Origin of the sequence: Haloferax volcanii DS2 (assembly GCF_000025685.1) — an archaeon.
GTDB lineage: Archaea > Halobacteriota > Halobacteria > Halobacteriales > Haloferacaceae > Haloferax > Haloferax volcanii.
The window spans coordinates 2,642,473-2,666,076 of record NC_013967.1 but is presented as its reverse complement, the minus strand read 5'-3'; the positions used below and the strand labels follow the sequence as shown (position 1 = coordinate 2,666,076).

Here is a 23,604-nt window from a genome sequence, read left to right as displayed (position 1 = left end):
GTTCGGTTAAGCGGAGAAACCGACAGACGGCGCTCTAGTGACGAAGCTATCGTTGTAGACCGCGTGGGGAGAGAATGTGCTAAACCAACTCTCCCCGGATCTCATACGACGACGGTTGACTTCCCTGTTTCCCACCGAGCTAATCGAAGACATCGCGCGCGAGCGCGATGTCGTCCAGCGTGACCGGAAAATCGACATCACGATGCTCGTCTGGACGCTCATCATGGGCTTCGCCGTCGACGGCGAAGCCCGAACTATCGCCGGCTTTCAACGGGCGTACTCCGCAGCAACCAACCAGACCGTTGCCCGCTCAAGCTTCTACGATCGGTTCACGCCGGCCCTCGCAGCACTGTTGAACGACCTCCTCGAGCACGCTCTCGAGGAGGTCGCGGTTCCTCACACGATCGCGCCACAGTTCGAGCTGTTTCGAGACGTACTGATCGCCGATGCAACCGTGTTCAGGTTGCATCGGCTCCTCGATTCGTTTCCAGCCACTCACTCGGGTCAATCCGGCGCGAAACTCCACCTCGTGCAGAACGCGACCAAGCAGACGATCGAGCAGTTCCAGCTCACCGATGAACGCACCCACGAGAGCAGCCAACTCCGCACCGGGAGTTGGCTACGAGGCCGGCTGTTACTGTTCGATCTGGGCTTCTACAGTTTCCGCCGCTTCGCGTTGATCGAGGAGAACGGCGGGTTCTTCCTGAGTCGGCTGAAGTCGAACGCGAATCCGTTGATCGTTGGAGAGCGACGGAAATGGCGCGGGCGCGCCATTTCCTTGCCAGAGCGTCGTCTTCGGGACGTTCTGGAAGATCTCAGTCGGGAGATCATCGACGTAACGGTAGAGATCGAGTTCAAACGGCGGGCATACGCTGGGAAGGAATCAACGGATTCGATGGAGTTTCGCGTCGTCGGTGTCCGCAACGAGGACACCGACGACTACCACCTGTACGTGACGAATCTGCCCGATGAGTTCACTCCAAGGCAGGTCGGGGCGCTGTACGGGTTGCGGTGGGAAGTGGAGTTGGTGTTCCGGGAACTGAAGTCGCTGTATGGGCTGGAGAAATTCCAGACGAGTGATCCAGCGATCGTGGAGCTGTTAGTGGTGGCGGCTCTGCTGACGCTGACGGTCAGCAGAGCCTTGCTCGGGGTGTTTCAGGAGCTGTTCCCAGAGACAGTGTTTCCGCGAGAACGCTGGGCGAAGACCTTCCGGTCTCTCGCCCAGCTCATGCTCGAAGATCTGGCCCAGTCGTTCGGCCATCCACCGCCGAACCTGTCGGAACTGCTGTTTCGTGACGCCCGCCAACCAGAGAAATCGCGGCTCTTACTCAACGAACGAGTAGCTGAGGCCTTCAGGAGGCGATCCAGTGCTTAACCGAACACCAATGGTCCTAAGACGTACGGTGATATACCCTGAGGGATTTACCCTCCAACCGGGATTACGTTCAAGCCAGCATGGCTACCGTCCTTCAAGCGCCAGACAGTGACGGCTCAAACGATCGTCGAACCTGTCTGTTTCTTTTGAATTTTCTGGCGTGGTGATCCATGGTGTCTTTCCCGGAAAGTTGATGGTTGATTCAACTAGTCCACTCTTTCGTCTGGACAGGCTATGTGGATGTCCTCTTTTTCGGCGCGGTGTTCTTTCTTATCCAGCGGAGACATACTGAACTTTGGAATCTTCTTGTAGACTCCAAAGTTCAAAGGGGTTTGGAGCGTTACCCTTTATAAGATGAATGTGCCAGGATGAGCGAATATGCAAACTCCAAAGTTCGAGCGAAAGTGTGGGTGACACCCGACCAAGTCGAGGCGCTCCGCTCGGCGTGTTACACGACCGGTGCTGAGTACCTACAGCAACGCAACGAAGCCATCGTGACCGCGATGTACGACACGGGACTCCGCGTCGGCGAACTCGTCCGCGTCGACGTCGAGTTCCTTCGCAACGACAACTCGGAACTCTACCTGCCGACCGAGGTCCAGAAGGACTACCCCAACGAGCACTCGCCGCCGCCGGTCACGCTCGAATGCTCCGACGACACCACGCGACTGCTGTCTTCGTATCTCACCAACCGGTGGAAGGACACACCGGCGCTCTTTCCATCGCGCTCTTCCGATCGCATCTCCGAACAGGGTGTCCGTAATATGATCCACAAAATAGCCGAAAAGGCGGAGATTCGCCCCTTCAGGCTTGATGGGAGTAGGGGGACTCCCGGCGACGTCACGCCGCACGCCCTCCGGCACGGCGTCGCCTACCGGATGATGAACGAAGAGGAAGGGAACTCGCTCTACGACGTTCGTAATCGCCTTCGTCACAGGAGCATCCAGACGACCGAGCGAATCTACGACCATCTGCTGAAGGTGTGATCGTGCGCTCAAACTCGATGTCCCAGTGAGGAAACGAGGTGAGGCCTCAGTGCGGAAATGATGTGCCCCAGAACATCCAGTGCGGAAACGGGGTCACCTTCAGTGCGGAAATGTGGTGTCCGGAAAACACCCAGTGCGGAAACGAGGTGGTGTCTTCAGAAGGACGTTAAGCGCTCGAAATCCTCCCAGTGCGGAAACGGGGTCTACCCTCAGTGAGGAAACGAGGTGTTCCAAAACCCCCAGTAAGGAAACCAGGTGCCCGGAAGGCTGAAGTCAGGAAACGAGGTGCGCTCTTCTATCGGACGGGAGCGGTCGAGGGAACTACTCGTCCATAGCGTCCTCGTCCCACGACGCGAGCTCCGGGAAACACGTCTCACAGAACCGGACCACGTTACCCTGTTCGATGACGTCGGCGACCGTCGGTCGGACATCCTCGAACATCTCCCGAATCTCTTCGTCCTCTTCCCCGCCCCAGAGGGGCGAATCGCGTTCGTATCCACAGGGCGGACTCTCCGACTCGTGGAGTATCGGCGGTCTCGTGTCGGCCGTGTCCGTGACGCGGTGCTCGTGGACGACCTGCGTTCGAAGCGCGTCGTCGCCGAATCGATCACGAACTGCTGGCAGTTCGTCGGGCTGTATCGACCTGAGCTTGGACACGTGTGCCATCGACGGCTCCGCGGCCATCGCCTGCTCGAACGACGCGTAGTCACACCGCCGAATCGGCATGTACGAGACGCGAAGCCGCCCACCGGCGGACCCGGCGTGTTTACGAACCGCGCGAGCGCGGTACAGCATCGACGTGTATGAATCGTGAAGCGAATCGACGGTCCAGTCGGACTCCAAGTCGTACCGGGTGGAGAGCTTGAACACGACACCCTCGACGCCCGGTTCGGTGAGGAGCCCGTCGTCTCCTCGCTCCCTCTCGATACGACGGTCGGTCGCGTACCGCGGGAAACAACTGGTACACGGGTCGATACCGCGCGAAAGCGCCTCTCGATGCGTGAGGAACACGTGGCGGGGGTCTCCCGCGTCCCCTTCGAGCGCACCGTTCGAATCGACGGGGGCACCGGTCGCGGTGACTACCTCGCTGTCTTCGACTTCCGGAAGATCTCCGTCCGCGATCTTCTCGGCGTCGTGAAAGCCGTGGAACGTGTCGAGCTTCGGCCGTCCGTCCTCCTCGAACTCGAACCACCACTCCACCGCGACCGCGGCGTCGAGCGGCGGCGTCCCCTCGTTCGGCGGTGGGAGTTCCGCGGGGTCCGATTCGGTCATACACGCTAATTCTTCCGAACGGTCATAAGTCCACGACCGCCCGAAACCGGATTACTGAAGGACGTATTCGGCTGGCTGAGATCAGTACGGAGCAGGAACTCCGACTCCAGGTGAAGGGGTCCACGCTCGGAGAGAGCCGTCTCCCGAACGTTCGCCCTCAGAGACCGTACCGGGCCGATGGCACGGATTTAGAAATCGTGATTTCCGAAATCTCGATTTCCTTATCGGTCATGTACCGGTCAATCGTCCGTGAGCATGGACAACCGGCGTTCGACGATCGACGGCGACCACGACGACGAGACGGTCTCGCGCGTCGCGCCGAACGTCTCGACGGTCCGTCGCACCGGCTCCGCCGATGCCTCTTGCCGGTCGAAGAGGTATCCGTAGGCGGCTACCTGTAGTTCGTACCGGCGTCGGGTCTCCTCGGTCAGATCGGTCAGGGACGCCTTCACGTCGGTGACGTGAATCTCACCCGAGGGAGACACGGTGAGGAAGTCCGCCTCGCCGTGGACTTCGATCTCGACGTCCCCGAGCGACACGAGTCCGTCGACGGGGCGCTCGACGACGACGGTCTCCGCCTCCGCGATCCGCGCCCAGAGGTCGGATTCCAAGAAATCGTCGAGCACATCCGAGAAGAAGGCGAACAGCCCGTCCCGCTCGTCGACGCCGATACCCGGTTCGCGTTCGTGAACGACCTCGTCGAACACGTCTCTGACCTCGTCGCCCATCGATCGGACGGCGCGCTCCGACACCTCGCGTTTGACGAGTTCGGTCAGTACCCCGTGCACGCAGGACCCGACCTCGTCGGGGCCCATCCGCTCGAAGACGAGTGGCAGGTCCTCCGCGACGTCGTTCGTCTCGGTGTGGAGCGGTTCTCCGAGCAGGTGAGCGAGCGCGTATCGGTCCTTGTCCTTCGTGAGGGGATACATCGTGCTCGGGTTGACGAAACGAGGAACCCACGGAGCCAGTCGATCGGAGATGGGAGCTCTCACGGCGACCTCGGGAAGCGGCGTCGAGCTCCCCTTCCTGTGCCGACGGGCCAGCAGGTCGGCGTCGTTGACGCCGATCCGTATCCGCTCGCTGTTCGGGTCCGACTCGATCGGCGCGAGCGTGTACGTCTCTGTACACCCGTCCGGGAAGCGGAGCCCGTCACGGATCGAGTCGAGCCAGCGGTCTCGCGGGCGTCCCCCGGGAAAAGTCCTCGGTAACGGGATCATCAAGTGGTCCATCGCACGCGTGAGCGCGACGTACAGCAGCCGCCAGGACTCGGCCCGCTCGTTCTCGGCCAACCGGCGGAGTCTCGGAGGACCGACGAGGACGTCGGGATCTGCAGTGGGGACAGCCGTATCACGCCATCGAGCGGTCGCCCAACGGAGCCCGACGTCGCGCTGCCACCCGTCGCTCGGGTCGTACAGCCCACCGTCGAAGGGCGGGATCGTGACGTCGGTGGGAGCGCTCGCGTCCGTCGGCGGCGCGAGCCCCGCGATGTTGCCCTGTGCGACGAAGCGCTGGGCGTGGGGGCCCTGGGTCCAGATATTGAACCCTGGGTCCGCGATAACGACGACGTCGTCCTGGTCGCCCTTGGCGCGATGCACCGTCTGGAAGAGCACGTCGTAATCGGCGTCGACGGAACTCGGCCGTGTCGGCCCGGCGTCCGGTTCCTCTCGGAACGGCTCGACGAGGTCCAGTAGATCGGGGAGAGAGTGGTGCTCGTCACCCGCCCACTGCGCTATCGTCTCGACGAGCGCGTCCGCGTTTGCGACCCGCTGCGCGGGATCGACGTCTCCGAAGTCACCGTGAGGGTCCGCCCTGAGCGCGAGGGCTCCGACGACCTCCTCGACGTACGTCCGAGCGGGGAACGTCTCGAAGACGTCGCGGCGGTCGCGGAGCCGACGAAGCGCCGCGAGCGTTTCTCTTTGGGCTTCGGTGAGAGCGCCCTCGTCTGCGCTGTCGAGCACGCGATCGACACTCCACGCGTTCGCTTCGAAGATCCCTTCGAGAGATTCGAGGCCGAGACCCGACTCCGTGACGAGTCGCCTCGTCCCCTCCGGCGAAGCCGAATCGACGAGCCAGTCACAGACGTCGAACACGGCCCGAACTGCGGGGCAGTCGAAGAGGTTCTCGCTCGCGTTTCGGACGCGGAGCCCCTCCGCTTCGAACGCGGCATCGTAATCGCTCATCCTCGATTTGCGCCTGAACAGGACGGTGATCCCGAGCGGGTCTCCGTTCTCGTCGGCGAACGTCCCGTCGGAGATACCGCGAGAGATGTGCGTCGCCAGGATGTTCGCCTCTCCCCGTCCCCCGTCGGGGTTCGCCCACGTGGACGTCCCGGGATGGCCGACGCCGGTGAACGAGGAGACGTGCACGGCGGTCTCTTCGACCTCGTCTCGCGCGGCCTCCAGCGGAGTGTATTCCGCATCGAGGTCGCCGATGTTCCCGCGGGCGGGATCGCCGAATATCGGTTCCGCGACGGTGTTGACGGCGGACGCGATCGCCGGCACGCAGCGGTACGTCGTCGCCGCGGTCCGGTTCTCGTGGACGTCCCAGTCGATACCCAGGTACCGACCGGATGTCGTGGCCGACTCGAACAGCGACGGGTCCGCGTGCCGCCACAGGTAGATTCCCTGCAGGACGTCCCCGCAGCCGAGAACGCGCACTTCGGGCGTGACGAGGTGCGAGAGCGCGGCGTGCTGTATCGCCGAGACGTCCTGCGCCTCGTCGACGATGAGGCTCCGAATCCGGGACCGGTACTTCCCGAGCACGTGGTCCCGGAGCTCGCGGTCGAAGTCTTCGAACTCGCCGCCGAAGTACGCGTCGACGAGGTACGAGACGTCGATGTGGGACAGGACGCCGAACTCACGAACGGCGTCTCGGTAGGTCTCCCGGTACGTCGAGAGCGTCTCGCAGAGGTCTTCGATACGCGCGCCCCACGCGTGGTACAGCGCGTTGTCCGCTTCGACGATGCGGCCACGGTCCACGTCGCTTACCGAATCGCGGGCTCGCTCTCCGGCCGCCTCGTAGTCGCCGAGACAGCGCTCCACGCTCGATACTACGTCCTCGAACGAGTCCGGCTCTCCGTCTCCGTACACCGCGTCGCGCGTTCGTTCGAGCTCGACCCGAAACGCTTCCGTCGTGAGCCGCCGGTCGCGGCAGTACCTCAGCGCCCGTTCGAGCATCTCCGCGACGCCGGCGTCGTGGTCACCCGACGGATACGCGGCTTCCAGCCGTTCGAGTCGGCGTGCGCACGCCGGGTCGTCGGAGATTCGGTCGTAACACTCTGCGTGGACTCGTTTCAACAGCGCCTCGTTTCCGACCGACGGCATCGTCTCGAACCCCACGTCGTGAACGACCTCTCGGAGGACTCCCCTGAGTAGGCTGTCGATGGTCCCGATGAACGGCGCTCGACGAACCCGCTGGAGGAGGTACTTCAGTTCCGGTTCGGACACCTCCGACGCGGCCGGAACGAGCTCGTGTTCGACGATGACTCGGAGCCGCTCACAGACCGCGGGAACGATCGAGGCGGCCTCGTCCCTGTTGAACGAGACCACCGCGACGTGCAGCTCGGGGGTCGGATCACCGTCGACGTACCGACGGAGGAGGTCTTCTGCGGCGATGTGAGTTGCGGTCGCCGACTTCCCGGAACCGGGAACGCAGCTGAGCGTGAACAGCCCCGCGTCGCAGGCGAAGTACTCGTCCCTGATCTCCCGCTGTGCCCCTTTCAACCGGAGCGGGCCGTCGGGTGTCGCCTCCTCCTCACTCACCATCGCTCACCTCCGCTTGCGGTGGCAGTAACCGTCGTATCTCCGGTGGCAGCTCTCGTTCCTCACTCACCAGCCGCTGTCTGTCGGATTCGTTGATCCTCCGGGCGTCTATCCGGTCGAGAAACGGGGATGGATAGACTTCGTTCCCGTCGACGGTCTGCGTGTGCCGCGTCACGATGACCGCTTCGCCGGCAGCGCCGAGCGTGTCGAGGAACTGGTCGCGGTCGCGTCCGTTCACCCACGACGGTCTCGGCGCGAGCTTCCCGACGTCGCCGTCTCCCCTCAACACCGTCTCTTGGAACTCCGGCGGGACCATCGAATCGGTCACTCTATGCCAGTCGTCGGCAGTCAGACCGACGGCCACGACGAACGGGACGTCTAGCGCCCACACGTCGTTCGCCTCCAGTACGTCCAGCGCGCGGGCGTTGGAGTGCTCGCGTCGCCCCGGGCGTTGCGTGGCGATCACGTTGGCGAGTTCCGCCACGTCGCCCCACGAGCGTTCGACCGCTCCCTCGTCGAGCCTGTCGTCGAACTTGTGACGGAGCTGCCGGACGAGGGTCCGAACCCGAACGACCGCCCGGGCGTCGGTCTCCGTGTCGAGCAGTGCCGGCGAGTCCGCCTCCTTCGTCACGGGGAGCCCGTGTTCGGCGTACCCCTCGACGACGTCGCTCAGGACGGACCGAACGGTTTCAGGACTCGGGTCCGGAGCGGTACCGAGCCAGTCCGCGAACGTCAGAACGCGGGGGTCCGCGTCGCTCGCCTCCAGCGCCTCGGTCCACTCTTCGAGCGTCCGAGAGCCCCCGGGGAGGGCTCGTCTCACCCGGTCGAGTGCCGCCGGTTCGACGGGCCACTCGTCCGTCGTCGCCTCCACCGGGGCCCATCGGTGTTCGAGCGGGCGGAGGAGCGTGTCCGAGTCGAGTTCCTCCGCGTCGAGCGCGTCGCAGACAGATTCGACGAGCGCGTACGGGCGGGTCCTGGTGACGTAGAGCTGCGTCCAGAACACCGGGGCCATCCCGTACTGAACCGCCGCCCTGAAGAACGGCGGTTCGTACGCGTCGAGGTCTCTGACCACCACCGCGATATCGCGGACGGGAACGCCCCGGTCGCGCAGCGCCGCGACGACCGCCATCGCGCTCCGCGCTTCCTCGCGGCGGGTCGTCGCCACGACTTCGACGACCGGCGTCTCGGTCTCTGCGAGCGGACGCGAGAGCGAGAGCCGGTTCGACGACGTCATTCGAACACCTCCCTCCCCGGGCCGGCGATGTCGAGAAGTGCCGGCGTCCGACCTCGGAGGAACTCCCCGGTTCCCCGGCGGAAGTGGACGTGAACCTCCAGCGACGTCGCCAGCAGCAGCGAGTGAACGAGGTCGGCGTGCGGTGCGGAGAGACTGCTCACACCGACGAGCGTGAGGCGCTCGATTTCCGGATACGCGTCCGTCCACGCGGAGCCCTCCGTCGCCGTGATCGCACGGGTCGCTCGTCGGACGAGTTCCGTCTCGGAAATCGCTTTGGGCGTCCGCTCTCGGAGCGCGCGCTCCACGTCGAGCGCGGCGTCCAGTTGCCCCTCGCTCTCGGCGTCGATCGGTTCGTACAAGCTCCCGGCCGCGCTCCTCCACGCCCCGACCCGCTCCGGGTGGAAGTTGGTTAACGCCTCCACCTCGGTGCGAAGCTGTTCGACGGACTGCGGGTCGCGCGAGGGGACTCCCGAAGGTAACGATACCCCGGCTGCCTCCCGCGACTCGCTCTCCGTCAGAAGCGAGCGCACGAGCGCGAGGCGGTCGATTCGGTCTATCGCCTTGCTCGGCACGTTCGTTTCGTCGAGGACGCTCCGGCTCACTCCCACGGGGTCCTCGAACTCGAACGCGCCCTTCGACGCGCTCCGCTCACGAAGTCTCCGCTGGACGTTCCGCTTGTGCAACTCGACGGGTGCGACCACCAACTCGGTCGGTCGAACGCGGGGGCGAGCCCGGTCCAACAGCAGTTCCTCGTCGCCGACGTGCAGCGTCAACTGCCCGGGCAGTTCGTCATGTCGCGCGTGTACGTGTTCCATCGATCGGCTCCGACTCGTCGTCGTTCTCTCAGTCGCTACACACATCTCCCTTGAACAATTACCGGTCATCTCGACCGGTCGCTACCCCTGAACAATCGTTCCATCCCATCGACCACCCGGTCGAACTCGTCTTCGTCCATCAGCGCGTCCGGGTGAGACTCGTCGTCGAACGGGACCCGGATCGCTCCGGCCCGCTTGGCGATGTAGAAGGTGGCTCTCCGAGAACGACCGAAGAACAGCGCGAGGGTCGATCGGTTCACGCCTGCATCGAGGAGCCGCCGGAGCAGTTCGTCCCGCAACCGGTTGACTAACTCCTCTTCTCCCTCGGGGACGCGTCCGCGGACGGTCCGACCGATGTCGTCGGGGTACCCCCACTCGTCCGTGTCGAGGTCTTTGTCGATGAGCGGCCCGTCGAGGGAATCGACGTCTCTGTCTACGGACATCAGCGTCCAGAGCCGCTCGATGATCGACGTCCGGGCGGAACCGCTCGTCGCCTCGCGGATCTCGCTCGTCGTCGCGGGGCCGTGCTCGTACAGGTACACGAGGATCTCGATGTCCTTGTACAGGAGGTTGACCTCGGCGGCGACGTCGTCGAGGGCGAACAGGAGGTCGTCGGCCGTCGTCCGGTGGGTGATCAGGTGGTGACACGGGATGCACATCGTCGTGCCGTTGTCCGCGTGGTCCCGATATACGTACTCGGGGTCCTCCCGCATGTGGTGCGCTTCGAGGTCGATGTTCCCGCCGCGCTCGGGGCCGAGGCGTCCGCAGACCTGGCACTGGAAATCGTCCCGCTTCAGGATTTCTCTCCGAACGCTCGTCGGGAAGGTTCGGTACCCGTCGCTACGACTCATCGCCCCTCCCCGCGTCCGGCCTGTAACACGCCGTCGTGATCCGGCGGACGTGTCCGGCGACCGGTTCCGTGGCGTCGGTCGGCGAGACTCGCTTCCCCCGCTCGTCGTACTCGACGACGCCCGCCCGGTCGAGCGTCTCAAGGTGAGACTGGACCAGCGAGACGTAGACGCGGGTCCGCTGCTCGCTCGTTACCTCGGACGGATCGACGAGGTTCTCGATCGCCGCGATCTCCACGGCGAGTTCCGACGCCGTGAGCGCGCTCTCGGACTGTGCGAGCGAGAGGATCACCTGGCGACGCCTGCTGTTCGAGATTGCCCGGAACGCGTCGTCGGGGTCCATGGGGATGGCGTACGCGTGCTCGGCGTCGCTCATCGGTACCCTCCGGCGAGGTGTTCCCCGCGGAACGTCAGCACGACCAGTTCGTGGTCCCCGTCGCTGATCTGGTCTACGTACCCTCCGTCTTCGAGCGTTTGTAGGCGTTCTCCGAGTTCACTCGCGGTGAGATCCGTCTTCGCAACGAGGTCTCTGCGGGTCGTCGTCCCGCCGTTCTCCCGCGCGTGTCGGACGATTCGTCTGCTTCGTGTATCGTGTTCGGTGACGATCTCCGCGCCCTCGACCGACCGAGGGTCAGAGTTATCACTCAAGACACGATTAGTGTCTCTTGCTGTCATCTGAGGCAGCACCTGTTGCCCGGTGTTGCACCACCGGGTGGCGGTTTCACGCCGTCTCAGGATACTGGATGAAGTCTAAAAACTATTTGTATAATTAGTGAGTGGTAAGCCAAACAGTCATTTCAAGACCCGTACTTGTGGGACGGCCGTCGTCGCTTAGTCGAGACCTATAGTCAGGTGGTCTGGTGATGTTTTCAGGGTTGATCGGAGGGGTGTGCTGACTTGATGGAAATTCTGCTATCCCATCGGAGCGTGAATCAATTATGGGACGCAAGAGACCGAGCTGTATTCCGTGCGCTAGAGCACGTGGTGCTGACTGGTCCGAGTGCGAAAGAAGCCGAGTTATGGGCGTCACAGCCCGGATGCCGCTCCTGGCGGCATCCGGGAAAGCCCGCATAGGTGAATTTCTGATTCACGCACCGCCGTCCTATCCCGGAGGAACGAACCATGTACCTCGGAATCGACCTACACAAACGATACGCACAGGTGGCAGTAATGGACCTCGAGGGCGAGATTGTCGAAGAGGTTCGCGTCAAAAACGCGAACCTCGACGACCTCGCTCAGCGATACGCTGGCTCTCGTGCAGTAATCGAGGCGACCAGCAATTACTACCACGTCTACGATACTCTCGCGGAGTACTTGGACGTAACCGTCGCTCATCCAGGCAAACTGACGCTCATCGCTCGGTCAGACAAGAAAACCGACCGCGTCGACGCGAAAGAACTCGCGCGGCTGCTCCGGCTGAACTCTGTTCCGCAGAGTTACGTTCCTACCGACGAGATTCGGGAAGCCCGCGCACTCGTGCGCGGGCGACAGACCTTGGTCGAAGATCGGACCAAGTTCGCCAACAAAATCCACGGCTTGCTCGCCGATAACGGCATCACTCAGACGGTAAAACCGCTGAGTGTCGAGGGACGAGAGTTCCTCCGGGAACTCTCGCTCCCGTCTCCGTGGGACAGTCTCTTGGACTCGTATCTCGACGTGGTCGAGACGCTAACCGAGCAGATGACTCAGTTGGAAGCGGCGATTGAGGAGCGCGCTGGGTCTCTGAAGGAGACCCAGCTGCTGATGACCATCCCCGGTGTCAGTTACTACTCCGCGTTGCTGGTCTACGCTGAACTGGGTGAGATCGATCGGTTCGACGGCCACAAAGAGGTCGTGAGTTACATGGGACTGAACCCGACGATCCGCGAGTCCGGTGACTCGCGGATCGAGGGTGGTATCTCGAAACGCGGCTCAGGACGAGTTCGCTGGATCTTGGTTCAGAGTGCGTACTCAGCCGTGTACACGTGTAAAGACGCGTATCTAAGCACGTTCTTCCACCGGTTGAATCGTCGAATGAACTCGAAAAAAGCGATCGTCGCGACGGCACGAAAACTGCTCGTCTCGATGTACTACATGCTCGTCCGAGAGGAAGTCTACGATCCACCGGGGGTGAGCGCCTGAAGAAGGGAATCTGAGGAACGCCGGACCGGCGTTCCTCAGTGGCCGGATGAGGCCAGCGTAAGCGACAGCTCTAGCAAGACTCGTTCCGACCGCCTACCGGTTGTGGAGGTCTCAATCACCACGTTGTCTAGTGGTTTCTCGTCGTTGAGGGACTAGAGAAGCTAGATCGTGCGAACAACTTTATCGCCAGCGGTGGTTAGTTGAGCCAGCAGAATTTCCATAGGTGAATAGAGAGATGTATCCTTCACGACGGCGAAATCCTATCTCTGGTCGAAAAATCCAACAGAGCCAATGGAGTCAAAGATCTGTCTCCCACAGAATTACAGGTCAGTGTTGAAATCGGACAGATTGATTTCCCGCCGAACCCAGTCCTCAAAGGCAGCATTAGTACCTCACAAAGCATCCTCGCCTAGCTGTCTCTGAAGCCTGAATTCTGTGGCCGAGCGGTTGCATTGGCGGTTTCGACGAGAGAATCATGGACGGATCGGCGGAGAGCCGTCGCTGTCGGCGGCGGCTGCCGCCGACGCGACAGCGTCGCCACTCCCACCGTTGGCTAGCCCGGTCGGGAGTTACCGGTGGAACCGGTCGTCCGGTGGCCGGTTCGCGGGGACGGCCCGACGCGTCGCGAGGGCCGTCCACGCTGCCCGCCGGATCATGTTGATGAACTCCTTGAATGGCCACTGCCAGAGGCGACGCCCGCCTCGGCGGGGCGTCGCCACGTACTCCCAGTGCAGATACCGCCACACGTTCTGTAACAGCAAGCTCACCACGACGTACAGCAGCCGTACAACCGGATTTTGTGTCGAGGTCGTCGCGATACTTTGTTCAGAGAGTCGATAGCTTGCCTCGATACCGAAGCGTTTCGCGTAGTGGTATCGAGCGTCTCGTGGTGAGTCGATGAACGGCGCGTCAGCGGCGTAGCCGTGACGCGCCACGCCATGTTCGTCGTACCGTCCGTTCTGGTAGGTACAGTCGATGTAGACGGGAAACTCGACGGTCCAGCTGTGACCGTCGAGTCTCGCCGTCAGACTGTGCTGAATCACGCGACTCCACCCTTCCGAGAGTTCTCGCTTGATCGTCCGTCCCCAGCGGACGATCGGCATGACGTACGCGTGGTTGTGCGCCTGAAGCAGCGTCAAACACTTGCTGTCGTAGAATTCGCGGTCAAGATAGACGGCCTTGACACCGAGGTCAAGGCCGTCGAGAATACCGAGGAACTCTGCGAGGACACTGCTGGCGGTGTCGCCGTCTTCGAGACGGCGCACCGCCAGCGTGTAGCGTTTGTTCTTCACGCGTGCGTACAGCGTCGCGTACGCGTGGAACGCGGTGGTTCCACGCTTCGCTTGTGAGTGATACAGGCCGTCCGTGTCGTCTTCGTCACCATAGTAGGGCCGCAGGTGGAGGTCTGCGCAGACCTCCACCTGCTGGGGAAGGACGTCGAGAACGTCTTTCTGGAGGAGCATGTTGCCAACCTGTTCGAGCGTTTCTAGATCGAATTTAGTGCGGAGATGGTAGAGAACGGAGTTTTCGTGGGGTGCATCTTCGCTTCTCTCACAGAGCGTTGAGACCGAGGTCCCGTCGGCGCAGGCGCCGACGAGGACCTCGTAGATGTCTTCAGCATCGAGTTCAGCGTTTTCAGCGAGTGAGAGAGCAACTTCCTCGTCAAGAGAGTTGACGAGGAAGTTAAGGAGCTGGTCCTCGTGGATTTCATCGTCTGCTTGCTGTGGTTGCTTGGACACATCTTCAGCAAGCAGACGTCTCAACTAACAGGCTTTGTGATGTACTGAGTCTTCCGCAGGGGTCTCGGGGGGGTCCCGAGGGAAACTTACGGTTGACTCACGTCTGCGCTGCCAAGGTGGGAGCGCTTTGGAATAACAGCGCACCTCAGTTATTGCAGAGACATTTTGCCAGTGCCGTCATCTACAGCTACCCCATCCGATCTAAGGCGTCCTGACGATCCTCGACCGGCACCTGATCGTACTTCATCGTCGTCTCGGGGCTCTTGTGGCGGAGCTGTGCCTGCGTCGCCGCGAGGTCCTCCTCCCGGGTCATGTACGTCCCGACGGAGTGTCTGATCGCGTACCACGACATCTTCCGGTGCGTCGTGTCGATTCCGGCGATGTCACACAGCTGCCGCAGCAGGTATGCAAGCGTGGCCGTGCCGTACGGGTTCGACTTCCGCGTCAGCCAGATCGCGTCCGTGTCGTCGTACTCGGGGTACGTCTCGCGCTCTTCGAGCCAGTTGTCGAGCGCCTGCGCGGTCCTGGACGTGAGGCCGACGACCCAGTGATCTCGGTTCTTCGAGCTCTCCTCCTTCGGAATCCGGAGGACCGCGTTGTCCGTATCGACCCAACCGACCGTGGAGCGTTCTACCTCGATGGGTCGGAGCCCGGCGTCGAGGCTCGTCCAGACGAGCGACGGGACCTTCCACCCGTTCGCTCGGTCCCAGTCGTCCGGCGTGACCTCGGACTTCGGTTTCTCGAACCGCTGGGCGAGGTACTGCTTCCACCGGTCTCGCTCGGCCGGAGCGAGACCATCGTAGTTCGGGACGGATCCGTATTCGAGCGCGGCTTCGCGCACACTCGCGCGTTCCTCGCGCGTTAAGTAGTCACGGGGGTTCGTGCTGGAGTCCGCGGCGAACGTAATGTCCGGTGTCCACTCCCCGAGACCGTGCTCGTGCTGCCGCCACTTGAACAGGCGCTTGATCGACTTCTGGCAGTTGCGTTTGTGTGCCGCGCCCGAGTTCCCGCGTGCGAGGTGTTTCATCCAAGCGTCGGCGTGCTCGTGGGTGACGTTCGCGGTGTACCCGCCCTCGTCCTCCCAGACGAACCGGTAGAACCGGTCCATCCGGTAGGCACCCGTCTTGATGGTCCCGAGCGCGTAGCCCTTCGCCTCGTCCGGTTTCTTCCCGAAGGTGAGCAGCCAGTCGAGACACGCCTCTCGTTCGGCTCGGTAGTCGAGCAACTGGCGGGGGTTCAAGTACTCCTTCGAGGCGTCGGTGACGACCGGGAGTTCGTCCAGATCGCTCATGAACGCCGCCTCCGGCGGCCGTACCTGCGGTTCCGGGCAAACCCGGCGAATCTACTTGGCGGGACAAAAAGGCTAATCGCAAGACGGCGTCGGGTTCGTCGAGTCGAGTGAATCGGCTTGGCCTGAAACATTGGCTATCATCGCTCTGTTCACGACCCATGCGTTCTAGTTTAGCAGAGAATGCGGTCGCTGTTTGTTGATTAGATATCGTCGCAACTACCCGGTTGAAGAACCCGGTGGATGATGTGTACTCACCACCGGACTCGGTAGTTGTTGACCGGATTCAAAGAGCGTTTCCCTCCGATGAGTTGCGCGAGCGCGCTCGCGCAACGAATCTCGTCCAACGAGAGCGGAAATTCGACATCGTTGCGCTGTTCTACACACTCTCGTTTGGCTTCGCTGCTGGCTCAGACCGCTCTCTCCAAGCATTTCTCGAACGCTACGTCGAGATGGCTGACTGTGACGAACTCTCCTACGCATCGTTCCACGACTGGTTCGAACCAGGATCAGTACCTCACAAAGCATCCTCGCCTAGCTGTCTCTGAAGCCTGAATTCTGTGGCCGAGCGGTTGCATTGGCGGTCTCGACGACAGAATCATGGACGGATCGGCGGAGAGCCGTCGCTGTCGGCGGCGGCTGCCGCCGACGCGACAGCGTCGCCACTCCCACTGTTGGCTAGCCCGGTCGGGAGTTACCGGTGGAACCGGTCGTCTGGTGGTCGGTTCGCGGGGACGGCCCGACGCACCGCGAGGGCCGTCCACGCTGCTCGACGGACCATATTGATGAACTCCTTGAACGACCACTCCCAGAGGCGACGCCCCCCACGGCGGGGCGTCGCCACGTACTCCCAGTGCAAATACCGCCAGACGTTCTGTAACAGCAGGCTCACCACGACGTACAACAGCCGTACGACCGGATTTTGTGTCGAGGTCGTCGCGATACTTTGCTCGGAGAGTCGATAGCTTGCCTCGATACCGAAGCGTTTCGCGTAGTGGTATCGAGCGTCCCGTGGTGAGTCGATGAACGGCGCGTCAGCGGCGTAGCCGTGACGCGCCACGCCATGTTCGTCGTACCGTCCGTTCTGGTAGGTACAGTCGATGTAGACGGGAAACTCGACGGTCCAGCTGTGACCGTCGAGTTTCGCTGTCAGACTGTGCTGAATCACGCGACTCCACCCTTCTGAGAGTTCTCGCTTGATCGTCCGTCCCCAGCGGACGATCGGCATGACGTAGGCGTGGTTGTGCGCCTGAAGCAGCGTCAAACACTTGCTGTCGTAGAATTCGCGGTCAAGATAGACGGCCTTGACACCGAGGTCAAGGCCGTCGAGAATACCGAGGAACTCTGCGAGGACACTGCTGGCGGTGTCGCCGTCTTCGAGACGGCGCACCGCCAGCGTGTAGCGTTTGTTCTTCACGCGTGCGTACAGTGTCGCGTACGCGTGAAACGCGGTGGTTCCACGCTTCGCTTGTGAGTGATACAGGCCGTCTGTATCGTCTTCGTCGCCGTAGTAGGGCCGCAGGTGGAGGTCTGCGCAGACCTCCACCTGCTGGGGAAGGACGTCGAGAACGTCTTTCTGGAGGAGCGTGTTCCCGATTTGTTCGAGCGTCTCGAGGTCGAACTTGGTGCGGAGATGGTAGAGAACCGAGTTTTCGTGAGGTGCATCTTCGCTTCTCTTGCAGAGTGTAGAGACCGAGGTCCCGTCGGCGCAGGCGCCGACGAGGACCTCGTAGATGTCTTCAGCATCGAGTTCAGCGTTTTCAGCGAGTGAGAGAGCAACTTCCTCGTCAAGAGAGTTGACGAGGAAGTTAAGGAGCTGGTCCTCGTGGATTTCATCGTCTGTTTGCTGGTTGTTGGACACATCTTCAGCAAGCAGACCTTCTAACTAAACGGCTTTGTGAGGTACTGAGAATCGTAATATACGGCGGAGGTTTATCACCGATTCCAAATTATTTAATAATTTTGATAGCTATTCAATTTGTTTGCAAAATTTGGTACTGGTTATATTTAGAGTAGCTAACCACCATCTTGGAGACAAAACCCCAAGGGTAGTCACCACTAGAACCCCACTCGACGGATTTCTAATCGATGTTAAATAATCCCAATCCGCCTAACAAACAATGCGGCAATAAATTCCCCAATATCGCTAGACAGCAAAATCGGCTCATAAAACCCTACCCCACCCGAGGGCGGTCACAATTCCACCTATCAGATACGTTGTGATTTGTACTGTGCTGTTTGCGGGAACGGTTCAACGTGAGGACGAGAAATGCTGAAAGTATTTCGAGGACGAACCGTTGAACCATATCTATCACAATCTCAATCTCCAAGGAAGCTTTCTACATTAACATCTACTGTACTTGGTCCTTATAAAAGAAAAAAGAGTGAGGACTATCCGATTCTATCTAATGCGTCTCGTCTGTCGTCAGTCGATACAGAATCATACTTCATGGTCGTTGTCCGTGACTGGTGACGCAATTGTACTCTTGCGGCTTCTAAGTCACGTTCGTTAGTCAGGAGTGTACCGACACTATGCCGAATTGAGTACCAACTTAGGTCCCTGTGTGTGGTATCAATTTCAGCTTGTTCACACAGATTTTCTAAGAGTCGATTCAGGGAGGTAGAACCGTATGGATTTGACTCTCTTGTTAGCCATAATCTGTCTGTTCCACTATACTTGTCATAGCACTCTCGTTCACCAATCCACCGTTGTAGTGCTTGTGACGTTTGTGGTCGGATTGCGACCGTCCAAGAGTCATTGCTCTTTGTAGCGTCCTCGGGTGGAATACGGAGGACGTTATTGTCCGTATCGACCCACGACACTCTTGCCCGACCAACTTCCTTCGGTCGAAGCCCACCGTCTAACGTAGCTTGTACCAAGGACGGTATTTTCCAGCCATTTGCCCGTTCAAACGTATCCGCATTGACGCCTTCAACGGGGATACCGAACCGTTGGGCCAAGTGTCGTTTCCATATCTGACGTTCATCAGCACTAAGGCTGTTGTAGTGTGGAACAGTACCATATTCTAAGGCGGCTTCCCGCAATGCTGTTCGTTCATCTTTTTCAAAGAAATCCTTAGGCTGTCGTGAGGGTGGTGCGCCTGTGAGGGTTATCGTAGGTTCCCACTTGTCACCCCCACGTTGGTATTGACGCCACTTGAATAGGGATTTGAGGGCTTTCTGTGTGTTTGCACGGTGGTTATCCGAGTAGTCACCCGCAAGTAACTCACGACAGTAGGCATCAGCATGGTCCGTCGTCAGGGTGGTTGTGTAGGCCCCTTCAAATTCCCAAACCCATCGGTAGAACGCATCGATGCGATAAGCACGGTTGTAGACTGTATCTGATGCATAGCCCTTCCCCCGTGACGGGTTCTTTCCTATGTCTCGAAGCCACGTTAACAATGACCGCCTTTCTTCTTTGTAGTCTACAACCTGTCTTTGATTCAGCTGTTTTCGGGCAGGTTCAGTCACAAGGGGCGCTTTACAGACTTTGGCTGTCTCACCGTCTGTATCCTCCTTGGCCCCTTCATTGGATTTAGACGGCATCTACTGTCGCCTCCAAACCCCTGTTGTGGCAACAGACGACCGTCTACAAGGGGGAACAACGGTGCTACGGGAACGGTACGACGAACGTGTTTGGCCTAAATGGACCATTTGCTGTTTCTCCTAGACCACGGAAAAACAGGCGGTAGAAGCCTTGAGATGCTCGGTCAGGGATTTGAACCCTGGTCCTCGGCTCGAAAGGCCAAGATGATTGGCCGGACTACACCAACCGAGCGTCTGCATTCACGAGTGGTCGTTGGACTATTTTAAGCGTTGCGTTCCATCGTGGGTGAGTGAGAGGAACCCTCCCACGACGGCCGGTTACTCGCCCGTGAACTCGGGGTCGCGGTCGCTCGTGAAGGCGGCGACGCCCTCCATCAAGTCCGAGGTGGTGAACAGCAGACCGAACGCCTGCGCTTCGACTTCCAGTCCCGAATCAGTGTCTTCCCAGCCGTTGTGCATGGCGCGCTTGGTGTAGCGCTGGGCGACCGGCGGACCCTGTGCGAACCGCTTCGCGTACTCGAAGGCCCGTTCTTCGAAGTCGTCGTCGTTCTCGACGACCTCGTTGACGAAGCCGTAGTCGGCCATCGTCTCGGCGTCGTAGCGGTCGGCGCTGAAGATAATCTCCTTCGCGCGGCCGGTGCCGACGATGCGCTGGAGGCGGACCGTGCCGCCCCAGCCGGGAAGGAGGCCGAGGTCGTGCTCGGGCTGGCCGAGTTCGGAGCGCTCCGTGGCGATGCGGAGGTCGGCGCACATGGCGAGTTCCATCCCGCCGCCGAGACAGAAGCCGTCGATGCCGGCGACGACCGGCTTGTCGAGTTCCTCGAGCTTTCCGAACGTCTGTTGGCCCTTCCGCGAGATTTCGACGCCCTCGACGGGGTCGCCGCCGCCCGCGGCGATGCTGGTCACGTCGGCACCGGCGGAGAACGCGCGGTCGCCGGCTCCCGTGAGGAGCACGGTTCGAACCTCGTCGTCGTCGGCACACAGGTCGATTGCCTCCGAGAGTTCGTCCATCAGTTCGACGCTGATGGTGTTGAGTCGGTGCGGCCGGTCGAGGGTGATGTGGCCGACACCGTCGCGCACCTCGACGGCGATGGCGTCGAACGCGGGAGCGTCGCCGGATTCGTCCTCGCCGCCGTCGCCGTAGAAGCCCTCGCCCGACTGGGCGAGGTCGCGGAGGTACTCCACGGCTTCGTAGCGCGCTTCGCCGGTCTCGTCGTGGAGTTCGTCGAGGGCGTCGACGAGGGCGGCGATGCCGGCGCTGTCGGCCATCTTCGCCGGGCCGTCGGGGAAGCGTCCGCCGAGTTTGACCGCGCGGTCGATGGCGGCCGGGTCGGCCACGTCGTTGCCGACGAGACCGGCGACCTCGTTCGCCATGACGCCGAGGAGTCGGTTCTTGACCGCTTCGCTCCCCTCGTCGTGGGGGATTTCAGCGCCCGCGCCGTCCTCGTAGTCGTAGAAGCCCGCACCAGTCTTCTGGCCGAGGTCGCCTTCTTCGACCTTCTCCGAGAGGAGCGGACACGGTTCGTAGGCGTCGCCGAGCACCTCGTGCATGTATTCGAGGACGTGGTAGCCCACGTCGATGCCGACGTAGTCGGCGAGTTCGAAACTCCCCATCGGGAGGCCCATATCGTACTTCGTCGTGGCGTCCACTTCGGCCATCGTCGCGTCGCCGGCGTGGACAATCCACGCGGCCTCGTTCATCAGCGGGACGAGGATGCGGTTCACGATGAAGCCGGGGCTGTCCTTACGGACGCGGACGGGCGTCTTGCCCATCGACTCGGCGAGGTCTTCGACGAGGTCGAGCGTCTCGTCGGCGGTGTGCGCGCCGGAGATGACCTCGACGAGGTCCATGCGGACCGGCGGGTTGAAAAAGTGCATCCCGCAGAAGCGCTCGGGGCGCTCCGTGACCTCGGAGAGTTCGGTGATGGAGAGGCTGGAGGTGTTGGTGGCGAACACCGCGTGGTCGGGGGCGTACTCCTCCAACTCGGCGTACACCTCCTTTTTGATGGCCATCTTCTCGGGGACGGCCTCGATGACCACGTCGGCGTCGGCGACGGCCTCGCCGAGGTCCACCGCGGTCGAGACGCGGGCGAGCGCGGCGTCGGCGTCGTCCTGCGACAGTCGGTCCTTCTCGGCGAGTTTGTTCAGCGACCACTCGATTTTGTCGTAGCCCTGCTGGACGAACTCGTCTTCGATGTCGCGCAGGACGACGTCGTAGCCGGCGAGGGCCGCGACCTCCGCGATGCCGTGGCCCATGTTGCCCGCTCCGAGCACGGTGATACTGTCGACGTCATCTACGTTCATGGAAGAACGTTACACTGCGTCGCGGTTTCAACGTTTCCCTCGCGTGAAATGTAAACTCAGATTGTGTTTATTCGATTGGCGGTCTACGTGGGTGCAGTGTATCGATTACTCGGACTAGACTCCGTTTCCACCCAGCTGAAGTTAGTCCACGCACCGCCAGAGATACCGGCTGGCGTAGCTTCGATAGGGTGCCCATCGCTCGGCGCGCTCGCGCATCTCGCCGCGGGAGACGGCGTCCTGTTCGAACCCGAAGACGTGTTCCATCCCGCGACGAATCCCGAGGTCCTCGACCGGGAACACGTCCTCGCGGGCGAGCACGAAGATGAGGAACATCTTGGCGGTCCAGTCACCGACGCCGCGAATCTCGGTGAGCGCCGAGACGACCTCGCCGTCGTCCATCTCTCGTAACGACTCGGCCGACAGGCCGTCTCGGAACGCGTCGGCGACGTTGCGGACGTAGCCAACTTTCTGGTTCGAGAGGCCGCAGTCGCGCAGGACATCCTCGTCGACGGCGAGTATCCCCTCGGGGGTGACCTCGACGCGGTCGAACAGGCGGTCGCGAATCGTCGCCGCCGCGGTCGTCGAGAGCTGTTGGTTGACAATCGAGACGACCAGTCGCTCGAAGGGGTCGTCGGCGGGGTCGAGCGAGAGCGGGCCGTGTTCGTCGACCACATCGCCGAGGTTCGGGTCCGCACGGAGTTCTCGGTAGGCGTCGTCGCTCATCGACTCGTGGTTGGGTCGTCGGAGAGAAAAGTGCGCGTGTCTCGGGTGCTCGGATGCGGTCGCCCATCTTCGACGGCGGTGGCCGCGCTGGTGGTCCGGTGTGGCGGGCCGGCTTACTCTTCGAGGAGCTCTTCTTCCTCGTCGTCGCTGTCGTTTCGGTCGGCGTTGGCGCGGCGGCGCACGTCGACGCGGTAGTGTTCGAGGATGTCGCGACCGAGCAGCAGCGGGTAGTCCATGTGCGAGCGGTCCTCGACGCTGGCGGTCACGGTGTGCTGGGTGCCGCCGATACCGATGACGAGGTCGACTACGGGGCGGGCCTTCCCGCTCTTGAGGCTCCCGGACTTCACGCGCGTCATGCTCTTGATGGGCCCCGCGCCGATTTCGGCGGCGAGGCTCGTGTCGATGCTCGTCCGGGTCGCGCCGGTGTCGGACTTCGCGAGGGTCTGCTGGGAGCCGCTGGTCCCGTTGACGACGACCTCCTCGATGTAGCCGATGAGGGGCGCTTCGCCGTCGATGATGGGTGACTCGTTGGGGGCACACGAAGGGACGGAGTCGTCGAGCGTCGCCGACAACTCCTCGACGCGCGTCTCGTCGGCCTCGCCGCCCGCGCGCTCGATTGCGAGCTTCGCGATGTGCGGTGCGGGGCTCTTGCCCGTCGCCTGATAGAGGCCCTTGAAGCCGGCCGTCGGGTTGGCTTCGAGGACGAACCAGCCGTCGTCGCCCTCGACGAGGTCGACGCCGACGTAGTCCATCTCCATCACTTCGGCGGCGTAGAGCGCCGTCTGCTTGGCCTCATCGGGCATCTCGTCGGTCGCGTCGAGCACGTCGCCGCCGAGGGCGACGTTGGTCCGCCAGTCGCCCTCCGGGGCGTAGCGGTACATCGCGCCGACGATGTCGCCGTCGACGATGTAGACGCGCAGGTCGCGGTGGCGGTCGCCGTCGCGGTCGATGAGCCTCTGGAGGAACGCCTGCCGGTTACCGACCTTCGGGTTGACGGGCTCGGTCAGGTCGACCTTCCACGTCCCGCCGCCGTGGGTGCCGATGGCGGACTTGTAGACGCCCACGTCGCCGAAGCGTTCGCGGCCCTTGTTGAGCCGGTCGTTCGAGAGCGCGAGCAGCGCGTCGGGTACCTGGATGTTCCAGTTGGCGAGCGTCGCGGCCGTGGCGAACTTGTGGATGGCCGCGAGAACCGCGTCCGGCTCGTTGAGCATCGGTCGGATGCGGTTGAACGTCGTCGCCAGCCCGAGGAGTTCGGCGGGTTCCTCGGTGTTCGACAGGAGCAGTCGGTTCGCGATGATGTCCACCTCAGGCTCGACTGTCACCTCGCCGTCTTCGATGCTGACCGCCGCGTTCTCTCGACGGAGCCACACCGGCTCGTGACCGAGGTCTTCGACCGCGTTGAGGATTGCCTTCGTCTCCTTACTGTTGTGCAGAGAAAGCACGCCGACACGCACGGCGTCGTCTGTGGTGGACATACTCAGTTGATATCCTCCCGGTTTCAAAGACATGACGGTCGAGAGTTGGAGGCCTTCGGTTCGCAGCCGCGAGGACGGCGTCGGGCGGTCCGTCGCGACCGTTTATAACCCCGGCCC

At 61.9% G+C, this 23,604-nt stretch carries 17 protein-coding genes, 1 tRNA gene and 1 pseudogene; 4 read left to right on the top strand and 15 right to left on the bottom strand.

From position 1 onward, the window contains the following. Positions 1-76 precede the first annotated feature (76 nt). Positions 77-1,375 (top strand): IS4-like element ISHvo12 family transposase, encoded by a 1,299-nt coding sequence (locus HVO_RS18385; protein WP_013035120.1) that lies wholly within the window; start codon positions 77-79, stop codon positions 1,373-1,375. A gap of 368 nt (positions 1,376-1,743) precedes the next feature. After that, on the top strand, positions 1,744-2,361 hold the full coding sequence (locus HVO_RS18380) for a tyrosine-type recombinase/integrase (RefSeq protein WP_013035365.1): 618 nt from the start codon (positions 1,744-1,746) through the stop codon (positions 2,359-2,361). Positions 2,362-2,682: 321 nt separating this feature from the next. Here HVO_RS18380 and HVO_RS18375 read toward each other — a convergent pair whose 3' ends face one another. The 7 genes from HVO_RS18375 to HVO_RS18345 all read right to left on the bottom strand — a co-directional run bounded on the left by HVO_RS18375 (position 2,683) and on the right by HVO_RS18345 (position 10,939). Continuing rightward, positions 2,683-3,633 carry a hypothetical protein gene (locus tag HVO_RS18375; RefSeq protein WP_004044648.1) on the bottom strand — a complete coding sequence of 317 codons (951 nt, stop codon included), beginning with the start codon at positions 3,631-3,633 and terminating at the stop codon, positions 2,683-2,685. Positions 3,634-3,872: 239 nt separating this feature from the next. Then, the gene (locus HVO_RS18370) at positions 3,873-7,397 is read right to left on the bottom strand and encodes a UvrD-helicase domain-containing protein (protein WP_004044647.1); all 3,525 of its coding nucleotides are present in this window, start codon (positions 7,395-7,397) and stop codon (positions 3,873-3,875) included. Then, positions 7,387-8,628, bottom strand: coding sequence for a PD-(D/E)XK nuclease family protein (locus HVO_RS18365; RefSeq protein WP_013035341.1), 1,242 nt, complete (start codon positions 8,626-8,628; stop codon positions 7,387-7,389). The genes HVO_RS18370 and HVO_RS18365 overlap by 11 nt, the downstream gene beginning before the upstream one ends. Then, positions 8,625-9,443 carry a hypothetical protein gene (locus HVO_RS20315; protein WP_013035420.1) on the bottom strand — a complete coding sequence of 273 codons (819 nt, stop codon included), beginning with the start codon at positions 9,441-9,443 and terminating at the stop codon, positions 8,625-8,627. The genes HVO_RS18365 and HVO_RS20315 overlap by 4 nt, the downstream gene beginning before the upstream one ends. A 65-nt stretch (positions 9,444-9,508) precedes the next feature. Then, positions 9,509-10,294, bottom strand: coding sequence for an HNH endonuclease (locus HVO_RS18355; protein ID WP_004044646.1), 786 nt, complete (start codon positions 10,292-10,294; stop codon positions 9,509-9,511). Beyond that, positions 10,284-10,667, bottom strand: coding sequence for a DUF7344 domain-containing protein (locus HVO_RS18350; protein ID WP_004044645.1), 384 nt, complete (start codon positions 10,665-10,667; stop codon positions 10,284-10,286). The genes HVO_RS18355 and HVO_RS18350 overlap by 11 nt, the downstream gene beginning before the upstream one ends. Continuing rightward, positions 10,664-10,939, bottom strand: a complete 276-nt coding sequence (locus tag HVO_RS18345) for a helix-turn-helix transcriptional regulator (protein WP_004044644.1) — start codon at positions 10,937-10,939, stop codon at positions 10,664-10,666. The genes HVO_RS18350 and HVO_RS18345 overlap by 4 nt, the downstream gene beginning before the upstream one ends. A 474-nt stretch (positions 10,940-11,413) precedes the next feature. Between HVO_RS18345 and HVO_RS18340 the strand changes: the two genes are divergently transcribed. Continuing rightward, positions 11,414-12,412, top strand: a complete 999-nt coding sequence (locus tag HVO_RS18340; RefSeq protein ID WP_013035031.1) for an IS110-like element ISHvo9 family transposase — start codon at positions 11,414-11,416, stop codon at positions 12,410-12,412. A gap of 569 nt (positions 12,413-12,981) precedes the next feature. Here HVO_RS18340 and HVO_RS18335 read toward each other — a convergent pair. Together HVO_RS18335 and HVO_RS18330 are read right to left on the bottom strand one after the other, a co-directional pair. Then, positions 12,982-14,151, bottom strand: coding sequence for an ISH3 family transposase (locus tag HVO_RS18335; protein ID WP_013035579.1), 1,170 nt, complete (start codon positions 14,149-14,151; stop codon positions 12,982-12,984). A 187-nt stretch (positions 14,152-14,338) separates the two neighbouring features. Beyond that, positions 14,339-15,442, bottom strand: a complete 1,104-nt coding sequence (locus tag HVO_RS18330; protein ID WP_004041397.1) for a tyrosine-type recombinase/integrase — start codon at positions 15,440-15,442, stop codon at positions 14,339-14,341. A gap of 236 nt (positions 15,443-15,678) precedes the next feature. Here HVO_RS18330 and HVO_RS20645 point away from each other — a divergent pair. Next, positions 15,679-15,954 (top strand): annotated as a pseudogene (locus HVO_RS20645) (IS4 family transposase); the annotation flags it as partial. A gap of 179 nt (positions 15,955-16,133) precedes the next feature. Here the strand turns inward: HVO_RS20645 and HVO_RS18325 are convergent. From HVO_RS18325 to HVO_RS18305, 6 genes are all read right to left on the bottom strand, one after another. Then, a complete protein-coding gene (locus HVO_RS18325; RefSeq protein ID WP_013035157.1) occupies positions 16,134-17,300 on the bottom strand; it encodes an ISH3-like element ISH51 family transposase in 1,167 nt (388 codons plus the stop codon). A 530-nt stretch (positions 17,301-17,830) separates the two neighbouring features. After that, a complete protein-coding gene (locus tag HVO_RS20310; protein ID WP_004043058.1) occupies positions 17,831-18,985 on the bottom strand; it encodes a tyrosine-type recombinase/integrase in 1,155 nt (384 codons plus the stop codon). Positions 18,986-19,142: 157 nt separating this feature from the next. Next, positions 19,143-19,217: transfer RNA gene (locus tag HVO_RS18320), tRNA-Glu, on the bottom strand. A gap of 86 nt (positions 19,218-19,303) precedes the next feature. Beyond that, positions 19,304-21,289 carry a 3-hydroxyacyl-CoA dehydrogenase/enoyl-CoA hydratase family protein gene (locus tag HVO_RS18315; protein ID WP_004043057.1) on the bottom strand — a complete coding sequence of 662 codons (1,986 nt, stop codon included), beginning with the start codon at positions 21,287-21,289 and terminating at the stop codon, positions 19,304-19,306. Positions 21,290-21,430: 141 nt separating this feature from the next. Further along, entirely contained in the window at positions 21,431-22,012 is a 582-nt protein-coding gene (locus HVO_RS18310; RefSeq protein WP_004043056.1) for a DNA-3-methyladenine glycosylase family protein, read from the bottom strand. Between the two features lie 113 nt (positions 22,013-22,125). Beyond that, positions 22,126-23,487, bottom strand: coding sequence for a putative ATP-dependent zinc protease (locus HVO_RS18305; RefSeq protein ID WP_004043055.1), 1,362 nt, complete (start codon positions 23,485-23,487; stop codon positions 22,126-22,128). Positions 23,488-23,604 lie beyond the last annotated feature (117 nt).